At 73.7% G+C, this 15,420-nt stretch carries 15 protein-coding genes; 3 read left to right on the forward strand and 12 right to left on the reverse strand.

The annotated features are described in order from the left end of the window. From IEZ00_RS00100 to IEZ00_RS00145, 10 genes are all read right to left on the reverse strand, one after another. Positions 1-1,382 (reverse strand): trypsin-like peptidase domain-containing protein (locus IEZ00_RS00100; protein WP_229794833.1); only part of this gene is annotated, 1,382 nt, incomplete at its 3' end. A gap of 71 nt (positions 1,383-1,453) precedes the next feature. Next, entirely contained in the window at positions 1,454-2,542 is a 1,089-nt protein-coding gene (gene galT / locus IEZ00_RS00105; protein ID WP_189220955.1) for a galactose-1-phosphate uridylyltransferase, read from the reverse strand. Then, positions 2,539-3,336 (reverse strand): DeoR/GlpR family DNA-binding transcription regulator, encoded by a 798-nt coding sequence (locus IEZ00_RS00110; protein ID WP_189220956.1) that lies wholly within the window; start codon positions 3,334-3,336, stop codon positions 2,539-2,541. The genes galT and IEZ00_RS00110 overlap by 4 nt, the downstream gene beginning before the upstream one ends. Before the next feature lies 1 nt (position 3,337). Further along, positions 3,338-5,320, reverse strand: coding sequence for a beta-galactosidase (locus IEZ00_RS00115; protein WP_189220957.1), 1,983 nt, complete (start codon positions 5,318-5,320; stop codon positions 3,338-3,340). Positions 5,321-5,558: 238 nt separating this feature from the next. Beyond that, on the reverse strand, positions 5,559-6,938 hold the full coding sequence (locus IEZ00_RS00120) for a HAMP domain-containing sensor histidine kinase (protein WP_189220958.1): 1,380 nt from the start codon (positions 6,936-6,938) through the stop codon (positions 5,559-5,561). Next, positions 6,935-7,627, reverse strand: a complete 693-nt coding sequence (locus IEZ00_RS00125) for a response regulator transcription factor (protein ID WP_189220959.1) — start codon at positions 7,625-7,627, stop codon at positions 6,935-6,937. Before IEZ00_RS00125 ends, IEZ00_RS00120 begins: the two co-directional genes overlap by 4 nt. 128 nt (positions 7,628-7,755) lie before the next feature. Continuing rightward, on the reverse strand, positions 7,756-8,361 hold the full coding sequence (locus IEZ00_RS00130; RefSeq protein ID WP_189220960.1) for a trimeric intracellular cation channel family protein: 606 nt from the start codon (positions 8,359-8,361) through the stop codon (positions 7,756-7,758). A 49-nt stretch (positions 8,362-8,410) separates the two neighbouring features. Next, the gene (locus IEZ00_RS00135) at positions 8,411-9,550 is read right to left on the reverse strand and encodes a GNAT family N-acetyltransferase (protein WP_189220961.1); all 1,140 of its coding nucleotides are present in this window, start codon (positions 9,548-9,550) and stop codon (positions 8,411-8,413) included. Positions 9,551-9,560: 10 nt separating this feature from the next. Continuing rightward, positions 9,561-10,385: a 3-hydroxyacyl-CoA dehydrogenase family protein gene (locus IEZ00_RS00140; protein ID WP_189220962.1), complete on the reverse strand. Its 825-nt coding sequence runs from the start codon at positions 10,383-10,385 to the stop codon at positions 9,561-9,563. Then, the gene (locus IEZ00_RS00145) at positions 10,382-10,702 is read right to left on the reverse strand and encodes an EthD family reductase (RefSeq protein ID WP_189220963.1); all 321 of its coding nucleotides are present in this window, start codon (positions 10,700-10,702) and stop codon (positions 10,382-10,384) included. Before IEZ00_RS00145 ends, IEZ00_RS00140 begins: the two co-directional genes overlap by 4 nt. Before the next feature lie 55 nt (positions 10,703-10,757). Between IEZ00_RS00145 and IEZ00_RS00150 the strand changes: the two genes are divergently transcribed. From IEZ00_RS00150 to IEZ00_RS00160, 3 genes are all read left to right on the forward strand, one after another. After that, a complete protein-coding gene (locus IEZ00_RS00150; protein ID WP_189220964.1) occupies positions 10,758-11,402 on the forward strand; it encodes a histidine phosphatase family protein in 645 nt (214 codons plus the stop codon). A gap of 214 nt (positions 11,403-11,616) precedes the next feature. After that, positions 11,617-12,249: a 5,6-dimethylbenzimidazole synthase gene (bluB, locus tag IEZ00_RS00155; RefSeq protein ID WP_189220965.1), complete on the forward strand. Its 633-nt coding sequence runs from the start codon at positions 11,617-11,619 to the stop codon at positions 12,247-12,249. 71 nt (positions 12,250-12,320) lie between these two features. Further along, entirely contained in the window at positions 12,321-13,799 is a 1,479-nt protein-coding gene (locus tag IEZ00_RS00160; RefSeq protein WP_229794835.1) for a diguanylate cyclase, read from the forward strand. A 76-nt stretch (positions 13,800-13,875) separates the two neighbouring features. Here the strand turns inward: IEZ00_RS00160 and IEZ00_RS00165 are convergent, their stop codons facing one another. Then, the gene (locus IEZ00_RS00165) at positions 13,876-14,523 is read right to left on the reverse strand and encodes a response regulator (protein WP_189220967.1); all 648 of its coding nucleotides are present in this window, start codon (positions 14,521-14,523) and stop codon (positions 13,876-13,878) included. Between the two features lie 172 nt (positions 14,524-14,695). Further along, entirely contained in the window at positions 14,696-15,328 is a 633-nt protein-coding gene (locus IEZ00_RS00170; protein ID WP_189220968.1) for a peptidoglycan recognition protein family protein, read from the reverse strand. Positions 15,329-15,420: the final 92 nt, after the last annotated feature.

The raw sequence follows: 15,420 nt of genomic DNA on the forward strand, positions 1-15,420 counted from the left end.
AACTTGGTCACCACGTCGCCCGCCTTGACCCCCGCCTGCTCGGCCGCACCGCCGCCGCTGACCTCGCGGATCAGCGCGCCGCCCCGGTCGGCGTCGGTGACCTGCACGCCCAGCACGGTCTGCGTGGCCCGGCCGTTCTCGCTGAGCTCCTTGGCGGTGCGCCGGGCCTGGTCGATCGGGATGGCGAAGCCGATGCCGACCGAGCCCGCCTGCGAGGACCGGCCGGAGTTGGGGCTGTAGATCGCCGAGTTGACGCCGATGATGCGGCCCTGCATGTCCACCAGCGGGCCGCCGGAGTTGCCGGGGTTGATCGCCGCGTCGGTCTGGATGGCGTCGAGCACGGAGGACTGGCTGCCGTTCTCGCCGCCCGCCCGCACCGGGCGGTTGAGCGAGCTGACGATGCCGGAGGTGACCGTGCCGTTGAGGTCGAACGGCGAGCCGATGGCCACCACCTCCTGGCCGATCCGCAGGTCGCTGGAGGTGCCCAGCTCGGCGGTGGGCAGCCCGGACACGCCGCGGGCCTTCACCACGGCCAGGTCCGACGACGGGTCGCGGCCGACGATCTCGGCGTCGGCGGTGCTGCCGTCCTGGAACTGCACGCGCACCGGGCCGCCGTTGGCGGCGGACTCGACCACGTGGTTGTTGGTCAGCACCGACCCGTCGGAGCTGATCACGATGCCGGACCCGGCGCCGCCGCTGACCTGCACCTGCACCACGACGGGCAGCACCTTCTGGGCGACCTGCTCGACGGAGCCCTCGGCCGCGCCGCCGGTCTGCCGCGCGGGCGGCGGGGCGTCCAGCGCGTTGACCACGGTGGCGTCCTCCGCGGCCTGGTAGCCGTAGTAGCCGCCGACCCCGCCCGCGACGCCGCCGACGGCCAGCACCAGCGCGGCCACGCCCGCGACGACCTTGCCGCGACCTCGGGGACGCGGCGGGGCGCTCACCTGCGCGCCGGGCGCGAGGTAGTAGGGACCGGGCTGTCCGGGGGCCTGGCCGGGCATCTGGCCAGAGGTCTGTCCGGGCTGGCCGGGGTCCTGCGCGCCGTGGGACCAGCCCGCTTCCGGCGCGGGACCGGGAGCGCCCGCGAAGGGGACGCCGGGGAAGGAAGTGCCCGCGACCGGGGTGCCGCCCTGCACAGCACCCCGGTCGGTGACACCGGGCGCGGTCCCGTCGCCGCCCTGCACAGCGCCGGGACCGCCTGCCCACTCCGTCCCGGCGGGGCCGCCCTGCACGGCGCCCGCCCGGTCGGCCTCGGAACCACCGGCGCCCTGGCGCGGGTGGTCCTGATCATGACCGGAACCCCCGGTATCGCGCGCCCAAGGGCTGGGCTCGGTGGTCCGGGGCTGCTGCTGCTGGGGCTGCTGCGGCTCGTTCTCGGTCATGTCCACCACTGTGCGGTGCCCGCCTGAGAAGAGGCTTAAACAGACCTGGGCGTCAGTTGTGAGTCCGCGGATCACCGCGCCGAGGCGCGCAGCCGCTCCGCGATCTGCTCCGGGGTGACGTCGTTGACCCACACGCCCATGCCCGACTCCGACCCGGCCAGGTACTTCAGCTTGTCCGCCGTGCGCAGCACCGAGAACACCTCCAGGTGCAGCCAGGCCAGGTCGCGGCCGGTGCGCACGGGGGCCTGGTGCCAGGCCGCGATGTAGGGCAGGGGGCGCTGGTAGAGGCCGTCGAGCCGGTGCAGCACCTCCAGGTACAGCCGGGCGAAGTCGTCCCGCTCGGCGTCGGTCAGCGCGGGCAGGTCCGGCACCTGGCGGTGCGGCACCACGTGCACCTCGACCGGCCAGCGGGCGGCGGCGGGCACGAACGCGGTCCAGTGCCCGGACTCCGCGACGACCCGGACCTCAGCCGCGCGCTCCGCCGCCAAGATGTCACCCAGAAGTGGACGTCCATGCTCTTCCAGGTACTTCCCGGCCACCGAGAGCATCCGCTCGGTCTTCGGCGTGACGAACGGGTAGCCGTAGATCTGCCCGTGCGGGTGGTGCAGCGTGACGCCGATTTCCTCGCCCCGGTTCTCGAAGGGGAAGACCTGCTCCACCCCCGGCACCTCGGCCAGCGCGGCGGTCCGCTCCGCCCACACGTCCACCACGGTGCGCACCCGGCCCGCGCTCAGCTCGCCGAAGGAGCTGTTGTGGTCGGAGGTGAAGCAGACCACCTCGCACCGGCCCAGGCCGGGCGCGCGGGCCACCATCGGCATCCCGTCCACCGTCGGCGGCAGGTCCGGCACGGTCGGCGCGAACGACGGGAACCGGTTCTCGAACACCACCACGTCGTAGCCGGACTCGGGGATCTCCGTCGGCTTGCCCGGCGTGGACGGGCACAGCGGGCACAGGTCGGCGGGCGGCTTGTAGGTGCGGGTCTGCCGGTGCGCCGCGATGCCCACCCACTCCGCGGTCAGCGGGTCGCGCCGCACCTCCGACAGCGGCTGGGTGCGCGGGAGGTCCCTGGTGTCCACCGCCTGGCGCGGCGGCGCGTCCGGCGAGTCGTCGTAGTAGATGATCTCCCGGCCGTCGGCCAGCTTGCCCGCCGTGCGCTTCACGCGAGTTCCTCTCCCCTGCCGGGCACGTGCGCCAGCACCAGTTCGCCCACTTGCTCGCCGAGCACGGCCCTGGCCTGCTCGGGCAGTCCTTCATCGGTCACCAGCACGTGGGCCTCGTCCAGGTCGGCGATGGTGGAGATGCCGACCGTGCCCCACTTGGTGTGGTCGGCGAGGACCACCACCCGCCCCGCGGCGTCCACCAGCGCCCGGTCGGTCTCGCTCTCGTTCAGGTTCGGCGTGGTGAAGCCGGAGCGCTCGGCCATCCCGTGCACGCCCAGGAACACCACGTCCAGGTGCAGCGACCGCAGCGCCTGCACCGCCACCGGGCCGACCAGCGCGTCCGACGGCGTGCGCACGCCGCCGGTGAGCACCACCGTGCGGTCGGTGCGCCCGCTCTGCTGGAGCACGTCGGCCACCCGGATGGAGTTGGTCACCACGGTCAGGTCCGGGATGTCGTCCAGGAACCGCGCCAGCGTCCACGTCGTGGTGCCCGCCGACAGCCCGATCGCGGTGCCCGGCCGCACCAGGCCGGCCGCCCGCGCCGCGATGGCCTCCTTCTCCGGCAGCTGGCGCACCGACTTGGCCTCGAAGCCGGGTTCGTCGGTGCTGCGGCCGACCACGGAGGTGGCCCCGCCGTAGACCTTCTCCAGCAGCCCGCGCGAGGCCAGCACGTCCAGGTCGCGGCGCACCGTCATGTCCGACACGCCCAGTCGCACCACCAGGTCGCTGACCCGGACCGCGCCGGTGCGGCGGACCTCCTCCAGGATCACCGCCTGCCGTTGTCGCGCCAGCACGTCACACCTCTTCCCTGAGCACGGCCACGCCGCCCGCGGGCACCCGCAGCTGTCCACCGACCCGCGCGCCGGAGAGCAGTTCCAGGCCGGTCGCGGGCAGTTCCGCGTCGCGTTCGCCGTGGTTGACCACGACCAGCCACGATACGTCCGCGCCGTCGAGCGCACCGCGACGGCGGACCGCCTCGACGCCCTCGGGGCCGCGCGCCACGCCCGCCCGGTCCAGCACGGCGGCCACCAGCGCGTCCAGCCCCTCGCCGCGCAGGCCGCAGGCCAGGTACCAGGCGTCGCCGTGGCGGGTCACCGCGGGCACTCCCGCCAGCGGGCCGTCGGCGTAGCGGGAGACCACCTCGGCGGACTCCGCGTGCAGCCACTCCGTCCACACCGCGACCTCGCCGCCGTCGTCCAGCCGGACGGTTTCCCCTTGGCGCAGCGGGAAGAACTCCTCGGTGCGCACGCCCAGCAGCTCGCGCAGCGCGCCGGGGTAGCCGCCGGGGTGCACGTGGTCGCGCCGGTCGGCGATGCCGGACAGGTAGGTCACCAGCAGGTGGCCGCCGCCCGCCGCGTAGGAGGCCAGCGGCTCCGCGTCGTCCATCAGGTACAGCGACGGCACGACCACCAGCCGGTAGCCGGACAGCTCCGCGTCGGGCGGCACGAAGTCCACGGTGACCCCGGCCCGCCACAGCGCGCGGTAGAGCGCGAGAGCGTTGTCCTGGTAGGAGAAGTCGACGGTCGGGTGCGCGGGCTGGCGGGAGGCCCACAGGGACTGCCAGTCGTACACCAGCGCCACCTCGGCGTCCACAGTGGACCCGACGATCTCCTTCAGGCGCGCGTACTCCGTGCCGACCTGGCACACCTCGCGGAAGACCCCGGTGTCCTCGCCCGCGTGCGGCACCATCGCCGAGTGGAACCGCTCCGCGCCCGCCACCGACTGCCGCCACTGGAAGAACAGCGTGCCGTCGGCGCCTCGGGCCAGGTGCGCGTAGGCGTTGCGCCGCATCTCGCCGGGCGGCTTGGCGGTGTTGCGCGGCTGCCAGTTGACCGCCGAGGTCGAGTTCTCCATCAGCAGCCACGGCCGCCCGCCCGCCAGACCGCGCACCAGGTCCGCGCAGAACGCCAGCTCGACGTGCCGCTCCGGGTCCTCCGCGCGTAGGTAGTGGTCGTTGGAGACGAAGTCGACCTCGCGCGCCCACGCCCAGTAGTCCAGCTCGGCGAAGGTCCACATCACCATGAAGTTGGTGGTCACCGGCACGCCGGGGGTGACCTCGCGCAGCACGTCGCGCTCGGCCTTGAACAGCTCCAGCAGCGCGTCGGAGCAGAACCGGTCGAAGTCCAGCAGCTGGCCGGGGTTGCCGAAGCTCGGCGTCACGCGCGGCGGCAGCACCTGCGCCCAGTCGGTGTAGTGCTGGCTCCAGAACGCCGTGCCCCACGACTCGTTGAGCGCCGCCAGGTCGCCGTGGCGGGCGCGCAGCCACTCCCGGAACGCCGCGCCGCAGCGGTCGCAGTAGCAGCGCGGGACGTGGCAGCCGTACTCGTTGCCGACGTGCCAGGCGGCCAGCGCCGGGTGGTCCCGGTAGCGCTCGGCCAGCGCGCGGGCCAGCGCCACCGCCTTGTCCCGGTAGCGCCGCGAGGTCGGGCAGTAAGCCTGCCGGGAGCCGTGCGAGAGCCGCACGCCGTCGGCCCGCTCGGGCAGCACGTCGGGGTAGCGGGTGGTCAGCCAGGGCGGCGGCGCGGCGGTGGCGGTGGCCAGGTCGACCCGGATGCCGTGCTCGGCCAGCAGGTCCAGCGCGCGGTCCAGCCAGCCGAACTCGTAGCGCCCCTCCTCGACCTCCAGCAGCGCCCACGCGAAGACGCCGACGGTGACCAGGTCGACCCCGGCCCGGCGCATCAGCTCGACGTCCTGCCGCCACACCGCCTCGGGCCACTGCTCGGGGTTGTAGTCCGCCCCCCAGGCCAGGCCGGGCAGGGCGGTGGGCCAGCTCGTCATGGCGCTCAGCGTGGCCGAACGGGACCGCCAAGTCAACACAGTCAAACATGACTGATCGTTCGGGTCTGTTCGGCACTCCCGCCCGCCCGACCGCGCACACCTCGGTTACGGACACCCAAAAATGGAGTTCAGCAGCCAAGTGACAGGGGTTGACACGCACGACAACCAAGAGCACAACGTGCGCAACTTTGTTTGACTCCGTGTTGGGTTGACTCCGTTGGGTGTCCTCCGACCGGGGTCAGGGGCGACCGGGCAGGCGGACCGCGAACAGCGCGCCGCCCTCCGGGGCCCGGCCCGCGTAGACCGCGCCGCCGTGGCGCTCCGCCGCCTGCTTGACGATGGCCAGCCCCAGGCCGGAGCCGGGCAGCGTGCGCGCCTCCGACGAGCGGTAGAAGCGCTCGAACACGTGCGGCAGGTCCGCCTCGGCGACCCCCGGCCCGGAGTCGGCCACCTCCAGCACCGCGCTGCCGTCACCGAGCTGGCGCAGCTCCACCCGCACCACCCCGTCGTCCGGGGTGAACTTCACCGCGTTGTCCAGCAGGTTCAGCACCGCCCGCTCCAGCGCGCTGGAATCGCCCAGCAGCGACCACGGCTGCAGCTGCCGCACCTCGAACCGGATGTCGGTCGCCGCGCGCCTGCGCGCCCGGTCCAGCGCCCGCTCCACCACCTCGACCAGGTCCACCGGCTCCTGCACCACCTGCGGCGCGTCCTCGCGGGCCAGCTCCACCAGGTCGCCGATCAGCGTGGTCAGCTCGTCCAGCTGCGCGCGCACGTCGGCGTGGATCTCCGCCTTGTCCTCCTCGGCCAGCGTGGGCGCGCCCGGCCGCTCGGAGGCCAGCAGCAGCTCCAGGTTGGTGCGCATGGACGTCAGCGGGGTGCGCAGCTCGTGGCCCGCGTCGGCGACCAGCCTGCGCTGCCGCTCCTGCGACTCGGCCACCGCGCCCAGCATCGCGTTGAACCGCTGGGTCAGCCGGGCCAGCTCGTCGTCCCCGGACACCGGGATCGGCCGCAGGTCGCCGGTCAGCGCGACCCGCTCGGTGGCCTCGGTCAGCCGCTGCACCGGCCGCAGACCGGTGCGCGCGACCGCCGTGCCCGCCGCCGCCGCCACCAGCACGCCCAGCCCGCTGATCACGAACAGCACCACGCTGAGCTTGGCCAGCGTGGTGTGCATCGGCTTCATCGACTGGGCGATCACCATGGCCTGGCCGTCGCCGTAGGGCACCGAGATGACCCGGAAGTCCGTGCGGGTGTCGGTCCAGATGTTCTCCAGCACCTTCCCCCGCGCCACCTCCAGGTCGGCGTCGCGGGTCGGCGGCCGGACGGTGTACTTCGGGTACACGATGCTGCCGTCCACGTGCAGCACGCCGATGCGGATGTCCCCGGCGGCCAGGAACGCGCCGGGCATCTCGTCGACCTCGTTGTTGACCTTGGGGGCCGCCACGGCGGCCTCGGCGCGCTGGCGCAGGTGGGCGTCGAGCTGGGCGTGCAGGTTCTGGCTGACCGTCAGGTACGCGCCCAGCGACACCAGGGCCACCGCCCCGGCCACGCAGAACGCGGCCAGCAGGGTCACGCGAGCGCGCAGGGAGAACCGCTGGAAGCGGCCACCGGCATCGATCACGGAGGGGTCTCCCGCAGCACGTAGCCCACGCCGCGCACGGTGTGCAGCAACCTCGGCTCGCCGCTGGCCTCGGTCTTGCGGCGCAGGTAGCCGACGTAGACCTCCAGCGCGTTGCCCGAGGTGGGGAAGTCGTAGCCCCACACGTCTTCCAGGATGCGACCGCGGGTGAGCACCTGCTTGGGGTGCGCCAGGAACAGCTCCAGCAGCGCGAACTCGGTCCGGGTGAGACTGATCGACCGGTCGCCGCGCCGCACGTCGCGGGTGTTGGGGTCCAGCTCCAGGTCGGCGAAGCGCAGCACCGCGCCCGCCGTCTCGTCCCCGGCGTCCGGGGCGGCCCGCCGCAGCAGCGCGCGCAGCCGGGCCAGCAGCTCCTCCAGCGCGAACGGCTTGGGCAGGTAGTCGTCGGCGCCCGCGTCCAGACCGGACACCCGGTCGGACACCGCGTCCCGCGCGGTGAGCACCAGGATGGGCAGGTCGTCACCGGTGCTGCGCAGCCTGCGGCACACCTCCAGGCCGTCCAGCCTGGGCATCATGACGTCGAGGACCATCGCATCCGGGCGCTGGGTGAGGACGGATTCGAGCGCCTGCTGGCCGTCTCCGGCCAGGTCGACCTGGTAGCCGTTGAACTGCAGTGAGCGGCGGAGCGACTCACGCACGGCCCGGTCGTCGTCGACAACGAGGATGCGCATGGGCTCAGTGTTGCCCCTGGTCCTGAGAGCCGCCTGAGAACCCGGTGTGAGCTGTCCCGTCTTTCCGCCGCCACCCGCGGATCGCGCGGAAAGCGAACTCGCGGTGCCGGAACGCCCGGTTCGCGGGATCAGTGCTCCTTGGGGACGGGGGCGTTCCAGCGGCGCCACAGGGCGACCAGGCGCAGCGCCACGATCAGCGCCGAGCCGGCCAGCGCGGTGAGACCGGCGGGCAGCCCGAGGCGGTCGCCCGCCGCGACCACGGCGGCCCCGGCCAGCGCGGCGACCGCGTAGATCTCCCGGCGCAGCACCAGCGGGATCTCCCGCAGCAGCACGTCGCGCAGCGCGCCGCCGCCGATGCCGGTGGTCATGCCCACCAGGCAGGCGGCGTAGGCCGGGACGCCCAGCGCCAGCGCGGTCGAGGTGCCCGAGGTGACGAACAGGCCCAGGCCGACCGCGTCCAGCAGCAGCACCGACCGGCGCAGCCGGGCCAGCGCCGGGTGGAAGCGGAACACCACCACCCCGGTCACCGAGGCCACCAGCAGGTAGGGCCAGGTGACCAGGTTCGTGGGCGGGTGCACGCCCAGCAGCACGTCGCGCAGCGCGCCGCCGCCGAGCGCGGTGGTCAGCGCGATCACGACCACGCCGAACACGTCCAGCCGGGCCCGCACCGCCGCCACCGCGCCGGACGCGGCGAACGCCGCGATCCCGATCAGTTCCAACGCGTCGAGCAACACGGCTGGCCAGGGTAGTTGTCCTGGTCCCAGGGCACCGGGCGGAGCCGGGTCAGAAGAAGTCGGCCAGCCTGGGCACGCCGGGCGCGGCGACCAGCTGGTCCAGCAGCGCCGCGTCCCCGCCGCCGTCCAGCAACCCGGCCCGCCGCAACGCGCGCGTGTCGTGCATCCCGCTGAACCACGGCCCCAGCGCCCGCGCGTGCACCCGGACCGCGCCGCTGCCGCCGGGCTCGACCCGCACCCGCCCGTCCTCCACGACCAGCCGCTGCCGCCCGGCGTGCCAGGGCGCGTGCTCGTCGACGACCTCCAGGTCCACCGCCGCCGGACGCAGGAACGCCGCGCCCGGCCAGCCCCGCGCCGCCACCGCCGCGGGCAGGTCGACCACCCGCAGCAGCCACGTGGAGGTGGTCACGGAGTACCGGATGCCCTGGTTGACCAGCAGCCCGACCACCGCCGGGTCGGTCACCCGCAGCGACAGCCGCTCCAGCGTCCCGCCCCAGGAGGTCAGCTCCCGCAGCAGCCCGAGCGCGGCGTCGGCGTCCCGGCCGACCAGGTCGAACACCTTCAGCCCGTCGCGGGTCCGCTCGGCGGTCAGGTACCCGCGCACCTCGCCGTCGTGCCCCGGCACCACCGACACCACGTCGTGCCGCAGCACGTCGGCCACGTCGACGGCGGGCTTCTCGCGGGTGAGCAGCCCGTCCACCCCGCTGGCCAGGTCGAGGTAGCAGGCGTGCAGCGCGTCCAGGTCGCCCTCCCACGCCGCCCGCGAGAGCACCCTCGGCCCGCGCGGCAGCCGGTCCACGCTCAAGTCCAGCCACTCGAACACGCCCGCCCGCTCCCAGCCGCACGACCGGTACAGGGCGGGCACCGTGGCGTAGAGCACCGACAGCGGCTGGCCGTGCTCGCGCAGCGAGCGCAGGGTCGCGTCGAGCAGGCCGGTGGCCACGCCGCGCCCCCTGGCGTAGGGGTCCACGGCGACGCCGCCGATGCCGCCCATCGGCACCGGCAGCCCGCCGTAGAACTGGTGGAACTCCCGGATGGTCAGCACCGCCGCGGCGCGGCCGTCCAGCTCGGCGACCAGCCCGCGCAGGCCCGGCCGCGCCGGGTCCTCGTCGGGGGCGCTGCCGAACGCGACCTTGCGCAGGCGGGCGGTCTCGGCCGCGTCGTCCGCGGTGATGTCCCTGATCCGCACGCCGTCCTGCTTACCAGGTGAAGAAGCCGCGCCCGGTCTTGCGTCCCAGCTCGCCGCGCTCGACCTTGGCGCGCAGCAGCGCGGGCGGCTCGAAGCGCGGCCCCAGCTCGGCGGCCAGGTGCTCGGCGATGGCCAGCCGCACGTCCAGGCCGACCAGGTCGGTCAGCCGCAGCGGCCCCATCGGCCAGCCGTAGCCAAGGCGCATCCCGGTGTCGACGTCCTCGGCGTCCGCCACGCCCTCCTCCAGCATCCGGATCGCCTCCAGGCCGACCGCGACGCCCAGCCGCGAGGTGGCGAAGCCGGGCGCGTCGCGCACCTCGATCACGGTCTTGCCCAGCGCCTCGGCCCAGCCGCGCGCCCGCGCCACGACCTCGGGTGCCACGCCGGGGTGGTGCACCAGCTCCACCAGTTCCCGCACGGGCACGGGGTTGAAGAAGTGCATCCCGAGGAAGCGCTCGCCGGGCAGGCCCTCGGCCAGCCGCGTGATGGACAGCGACGAGGTGTTGGAGGCCAGCACCGCGTCGGGGCAAGCGCTTGCGGCCTCGGCGAGCACCGCGCGCTTGAGCTCGGCGTCCTCGGGAACGGCCTCGACCACCAGCTCGGCGGGCACGTCGGCCAGCTTCTCCACCACGGTCAGCGCGGCGAGCAGGTCCTCGACGGGCCGGTCCAGCTTGCCGCGCTGGAACGCCTTCTCCAGCGACGCGCGGACCGCCGCCTGGGCCGCCGCCGCGCGCTCCGCGCCCGCCTCGGCGAGCACGACCTCGTGGCCGCCCGCGAGCAGCAGGTGGGCGATGCCCGCGCCCATGGTGCCCCCGCCGATCACCGCCGCGATCATCGCTGCACGACCTCCGCGGCGAACATCGCGACCAGGTCCAGCCCGCCGATCTCGGTCAGGTTGGCGCCCGCGGCCTGCCACTCCGGGGAGGAGAACGCCGCCTTCATCGCGGCCTCGGACTCGAAGTACATCTCGGCGACCAGGTACGGCTCGCTCTCGCCCAGGAACCCCGGCACGAACACCCGGCCGACCCTGGCGACCTCGGCGCGCACCAGGCCGGGCGTCTTGGCCACCAGCGGCAGGTGCGACTGGAAGTAGCGCTCCTCGAACGCCTCGGCGTCCTGCGGTTTCCGGTACAGCGCGATGTACTTGATCATGTGACACCTTCCGTCCGGCATGGCTGCCGGACTGTAACATCGGCACCATGGCGGGGTGCGGATCATCCTGCTGCGCCACGGCCAGAGCCTCGGCAACGTCGACGAACTGGCCTACTGCCGTATACCCGACCACGCTCTGCCGCTCACCCGGCGCGGCGAACGAGAGGCCGCCGCCGCCGGACCCCGGATCAAGACCCTCCTCGACGGCACCCCGGCCGCGGTCTACGTCAGCCCCTACGTGCGCACCCGCTCCACCCTGCGCGGCCTGGCACTGGGCCCGCTGGCCGAACGGGTCGTCGCCGAACCCCGGCTCCGCGAACAGGACTGGGGCAACCTCCAGGACCCGGTGCAGCAAGAAGTGCTCAAGCACCAGCGGCACGCCTTCGGCCACTTCTTCTTCCGACTCCCCAACGGCGAATCCGGCGCCGACGTCGACGACCGGCTCGCCGCGTTCCTGGGCGAACTGGAAAACCGGATGCGCCAACCCGACCACCCGCGCACGGCGCTCGTCGTCTCCCACGGCCTGACCATCCGGCTGCTCTGCCGCAGGCTCTTCGGCTGGAGCATCGAGCTGTTCGAATCCCTGTCCAACCTCAACACCTGCGAAGACCGCGTGCTCACCCACGACGGCACCCGCTGGCACATCGACCGCCCCTTCCCCCAGTGGCGCGACTCCCCCGACGGAGAAACGCAGTATTGAATTGACCCGGCTCCGCCGGGTCGGGCTCGGCCGCCTGGAAGTCGGCCCATCGGGACGCGTTTCGGAAAAATCGAAGGGCGTGATTTTTCCGAAAGGCATCCCGACAGGCCGACGCGGCCTCGCGTGGGGGTTGGGGAGGCGGGGAAGGGAGGCGCGGCTGGTGAGACGAATGCCACGAGGGCTGGTCAGGGGGTGGTGGGGCACGATCCGTGGAATGAGCTTCTACGACGTCTTGCACCGCCGCCGGGACACCAGGGGTGAGTTCACCGGCGCCCCCATCCCGCCGGACGTGCTGCGCCGGGTGCTCACCGCCGCGCACGCCGCGCCCAGCGTGGGCCTGTCCCAGCCGTGGGACTTCGTGCTGGTGCGCGACGAGCACACCCGCCGCGCCTTCCGCGACCACGTGCAGGCCGAGCGCAGCGTCTTCGCGTCCGAACTGGACGGTGAGCGCGCGGAGCTGTTCGCCCGGATCAAGGTCGAGGGGATCATGGAATCCTCGATGGGCGTCGTGGTCACCTACGACCCGGACCGGGGCTCCCCCGCCGTGCTGGGCAGGCACGCCATCGCCGACGCGGGCCTGTACTCGGTGTGCCTGGCGATCCAGAACCTGTGGCTGGCCGCCACCGCCGAGGGCCTGGGCGTGGGCTGGGTCAGCTTCTACCGGGAGGACGTGCTGCGCAGGCTGCTGGACATCCCGCCGAGGGTGCGCCCGGTGGCCTGGCTGTGCCTGGGACCGGTGGCGGGGCTGCCCGACACCCCCGACCTGGAGCGCCACGGATGGCGCAGCAGGCTGCCCCTGGAGGAAGTCCTCCACCAGGAGCGGTACAGGCGGCGTCCCGGCCGGTAGCCTGTGGGGACCGTGCCGGCGGTGTGGGGTCCGCGCGCCCCCATCGAGTCGGAATGGAGTGTCGAGCACGAGTGGAGCAGCAGGAGCCGCTGGTACCGGGACAGGTGCCGGAACAGGACCGCGAGGTCAAGGCGTTGCTGAACGCTGGCCGCCTCCCGGAGGCCAACACCCTGTTCGACCAGGTCATGACCAGGCTGCCGACCGGGCTGGACCGCTGGACGCGGTCGGCGGTGCTGGTGAACCGCGCCAAGCTCGCCTGGCGGCTGGGCCGCATCCCGCTGGCGCTGGAGCTGGCCGCCGAGGGCTGGACCGACCTGGACGGCGAGCAGCCCGACTCCCCGGCCGCCGCGCAGGCCATGCACTCGCTGGCCTACCTGCTGGAGGGCATCGGCAACCGGCGGGCCGCGGTGGACATGCTGCGCTCCTCGGTGCGGGCCGCGCGCCGCGCGGGCGCGGCCGAGGTGCTGGGCCACTGCCTGCAGGGGCTGGGCGGCACGCTGAACTTCCGCGCCATCTCCTCCCCGCCCGACGTCGCGCCCGCGATCTTCGAGGAGGCCAGGGACTGCCTCAAGGAAGGGCTGTCGCTGACCAAGGACGCGCAGATGCACCGCGCGCTGCTCGGCGCGTACAGCCGCTCGCTGGCCGGGGTCGGCGAGCTGGACCTGGCCGAGGAGCACGCCCGCGAGACGCTGCGGCTGGCCGCGCGGGCCGACGACAAGTGGGCGCTGGCGGTGGGCAACTGGGTGCTCGCGGTGGTCCGGCGGGACCAGGGCAAGCTGGTCGAGGCGCGCACCCTGGCCAGCCGGGCGGTCGCCGCGTCCGAGGCGATCAACGACCCGTCGCTGCTGCTGCGGTTCTCCCAGGACCTGGCCGACATCTGCGCCCGGATGGGCGACTCGGTGGGCGAGGCCGCCGCGCTGCGGTGCAGCGTCGCGGCGGGCAAGACGGCGTCGGAGACCCTCCAGGAGGGCCTGGCCCAGGCGCTGGAGCAGCGCCGGGTGGCGGTGCAGGCGCAGCGGCTGGCGGTGGCGGCGCAGGAGGCCGCCGCCCGCGACCCGCTGACCGGGCTGGCCAACCGGCTGGGCCTGGAGCGCGCGGCGGCCCGGCTGCTGGAGGGCTCGGCGGCGCGCGGCCGGGTGCCGTGGCTGGTGCTGGTCGACGTGGACTGGTTCAAGGACGTCAACGACGACGCCGGGCACGCGGCGGGCGACGCCGCGCTGCGCGAGATCGCCCGGCTGCTGCGCCGCGAGTGCCGGGCCGAGGACCTGGTGGCCCGGTGGGCGGGCGACGAGTTCGTGGTGCTGCTGGGCGAGGGCAACGCCCCCGACGTGGGCCCGGTGGTGGCCGAGCGCATCCGCGCGGCGGTGGACGCCCACGAGTGGAACGTGGTGCTGGGCACCGCCCGGCGGCCCACCGTGTCTATCGGTGTGGCGGCGGGTCCCGCCGCCCTGGACCAGCTGTTCGCCGCGGCGGACATGGCGCTGTACCGGGCCAAGCGCAGGGGCCGCAACCGCGTCGAAGTGGAACCCTCGATCGACCTCCCCGTATAGCGCCCGCAAGTACCACCGGGGGCGCTCACACGGGCCGGTGACTACTACCCGGCCGCCCGAACGGGCATTGCGCGGGCTAGGCGATGAGGCCGCCGCGGAAGGCCACCAGCGCGGCCTGGACGCGGTTCACCGCGCCGATCTTGCCCAGCACGGAGGACACGTAGCCCTTCACGGTGGCCTCGGACAGGTGCAGGGTCGCGCCGATCTCGGCGTTGGACAGGCCCTGCCCGATCAGCACCAGCACCTCCCGCTCGCGCTCGGACAGCGAGGTCAGCAGCCGCCGGGCGGGTTCGGCCGCGCGCTCGCCGTCGGCGACCGCCGCCAGCACGCGGGCGGCCACGCCGGGGTCCAGCACGGCGCCGCCGCGAGCCAGGTCGCGCACCGCCCTGACCAGCTGCTCGGGCTCGGTGTCCTTGAGCAGGAACCCGCTCGCGCCCAGGCGCAGCGCCTCGCTGACGTACTCGTCCACGTCGAACGTGGTCAGCATGGCGACCTTGGGCGGGTCGGGCAGGTCGCGCAGCCTGCGCAGCGCCACCAGCCCGTCGGAGGAGCGCATCCGGATGTCCAGCAGCACGACGTGCGGGCGGTGCTTGCGCGCCAGGTCGACCACCAGGTGCCCGTCGTCGCACTCGGCCACGACCTCGACGTCCCCGGCGCTGCTGAGGATCATGCGCAGGCCCGACCGGACGAGGTCCTCGTCGTCGGCCAGCATCACCTTGATCACGACGCCTCCCCGAGTTGGCGTTTCGTGCTCGTACCGCCCCAGCATCGCGCACCATCGCGCAAGCGGGCGTTAATTCGCCGTTATCTCACCACGCCCCGGAAGGCGTTGGCCAGGGTCACGGCCCCTTGGGGCAGGCCGACCAGCGCGTTCACAGTTGCCAGGACACGCCTGGTCACCCCAGCGCGTGCGCGACCTCCTGGCGCAGCTGCGGGAGCAGGGCGTAGAGCAGGTCGCCGGGGCACAGGGTGTCGTAGTAATCGCGGTGGCCCTGGATCTCGGTGGGCGCGATGTCGTACTGCTGGCACGTGTAGGCGCAGAACGACACGAGCGAGTCCCACTGCAGGCGGGTCGGCTCGACCACCATGTACGTGCCCTCGTTCTCGATGCCGATGGCGTCGAGGTTCTGGCCGGGGCAGTGCGCGCCCTGCACCACCCGGTCGCCCGCCCGCAGCGCGTCGAGGCTGCCGTGCCTGCCCTCCATCAGGAACCCGCCTCGGCTGTTGGTGAAGTGCTGCCCCGAGTCGATCCACTTGTTGCGGTCCATGTGCAGGTCCTGGATCCACCTGGCGTGCGCGCAGGCGTGCGCCAGCGAGTAGTCGGTGACGTTGTCCGAGGCGGTGTGGTGGACGAGGATGCGCACCGGCCGCCGGGCGGCGACGGTCAGCGGGCCGGACGGGGGCCGCGCGCCCCAGTCGGCGCAGCCCCGGATGGGCAGCAGGGGGGTGGCCCCCGCCGGGCGCGCGCCGAGGCAGGCCAGCAGGCCCCCGGCACCGAGCCCGGTGAGCAGTCGTCGACGTCGCAGCATGTCAATTCTTTTCCCACTGTCGGCGAATATGGTCAAGCGGCAACACCCGTACGGCCGATCGGGTTCGGCTAAACGCGAAGCACTTTCGTGAT

This window comes from Saccharothrix coeruleofusca (genome assembly GCF_014648515.1).
GTDB classification, from domain to species: domain Bacteria; phylum Actinomycetota; class Actinomycetes; order Mycobacteriales; family Pseudonocardiaceae; genus Actinosynnema; species Actinosynnema coeruleofuscum.

Bases quoted from the DNA above. Each gene is read 5' to 3' on its own strand.
- IEZ00_RS00140 (WP_189220962.1), bottom strand. From the start codon at position 10,385: ATGATCGCGGCGGTGATCGGCGGGGGCACCATGGGCGCGGGCATCGCC.
- IEZ00_RS00125 (WP_189220959.1), bottom strand. From the start codon at position 7,627: ATGCGCATCCTCGTTGTCGACGACGACCGGGCCGTGCGTGAGTCGCTC.
- IEZ00_RS00115 (WP_189220957.1), bottom strand. From the start codon at position 5,320: ATGACGAGCTGGCCCACCGCCCTGCCCGGCCTGGCCTGGGGGGCGGAC.
- IEZ00_RS00170 (WP_189220968.1), bottom strand. From the start codon at position 15,328: ATGCTGCGACGTCGACGACTGCTCACCGGGCTCGGTGCCGGGGGCCTG.
- bluB (WP_189220965.1), top strand. From the start codon at position 11,617: ATGAGCTTCTACGACGTCTTGCACCGCCGCCGGGACACCAGGGGTGAG.
- IEZ00_RS00145 (WP_189220963.1), bottom strand. From the start codon at position 10,702: ATGATCAAGTACATCGCGCTGTACCGGAAACCGCAGGACGCCGAGGCG.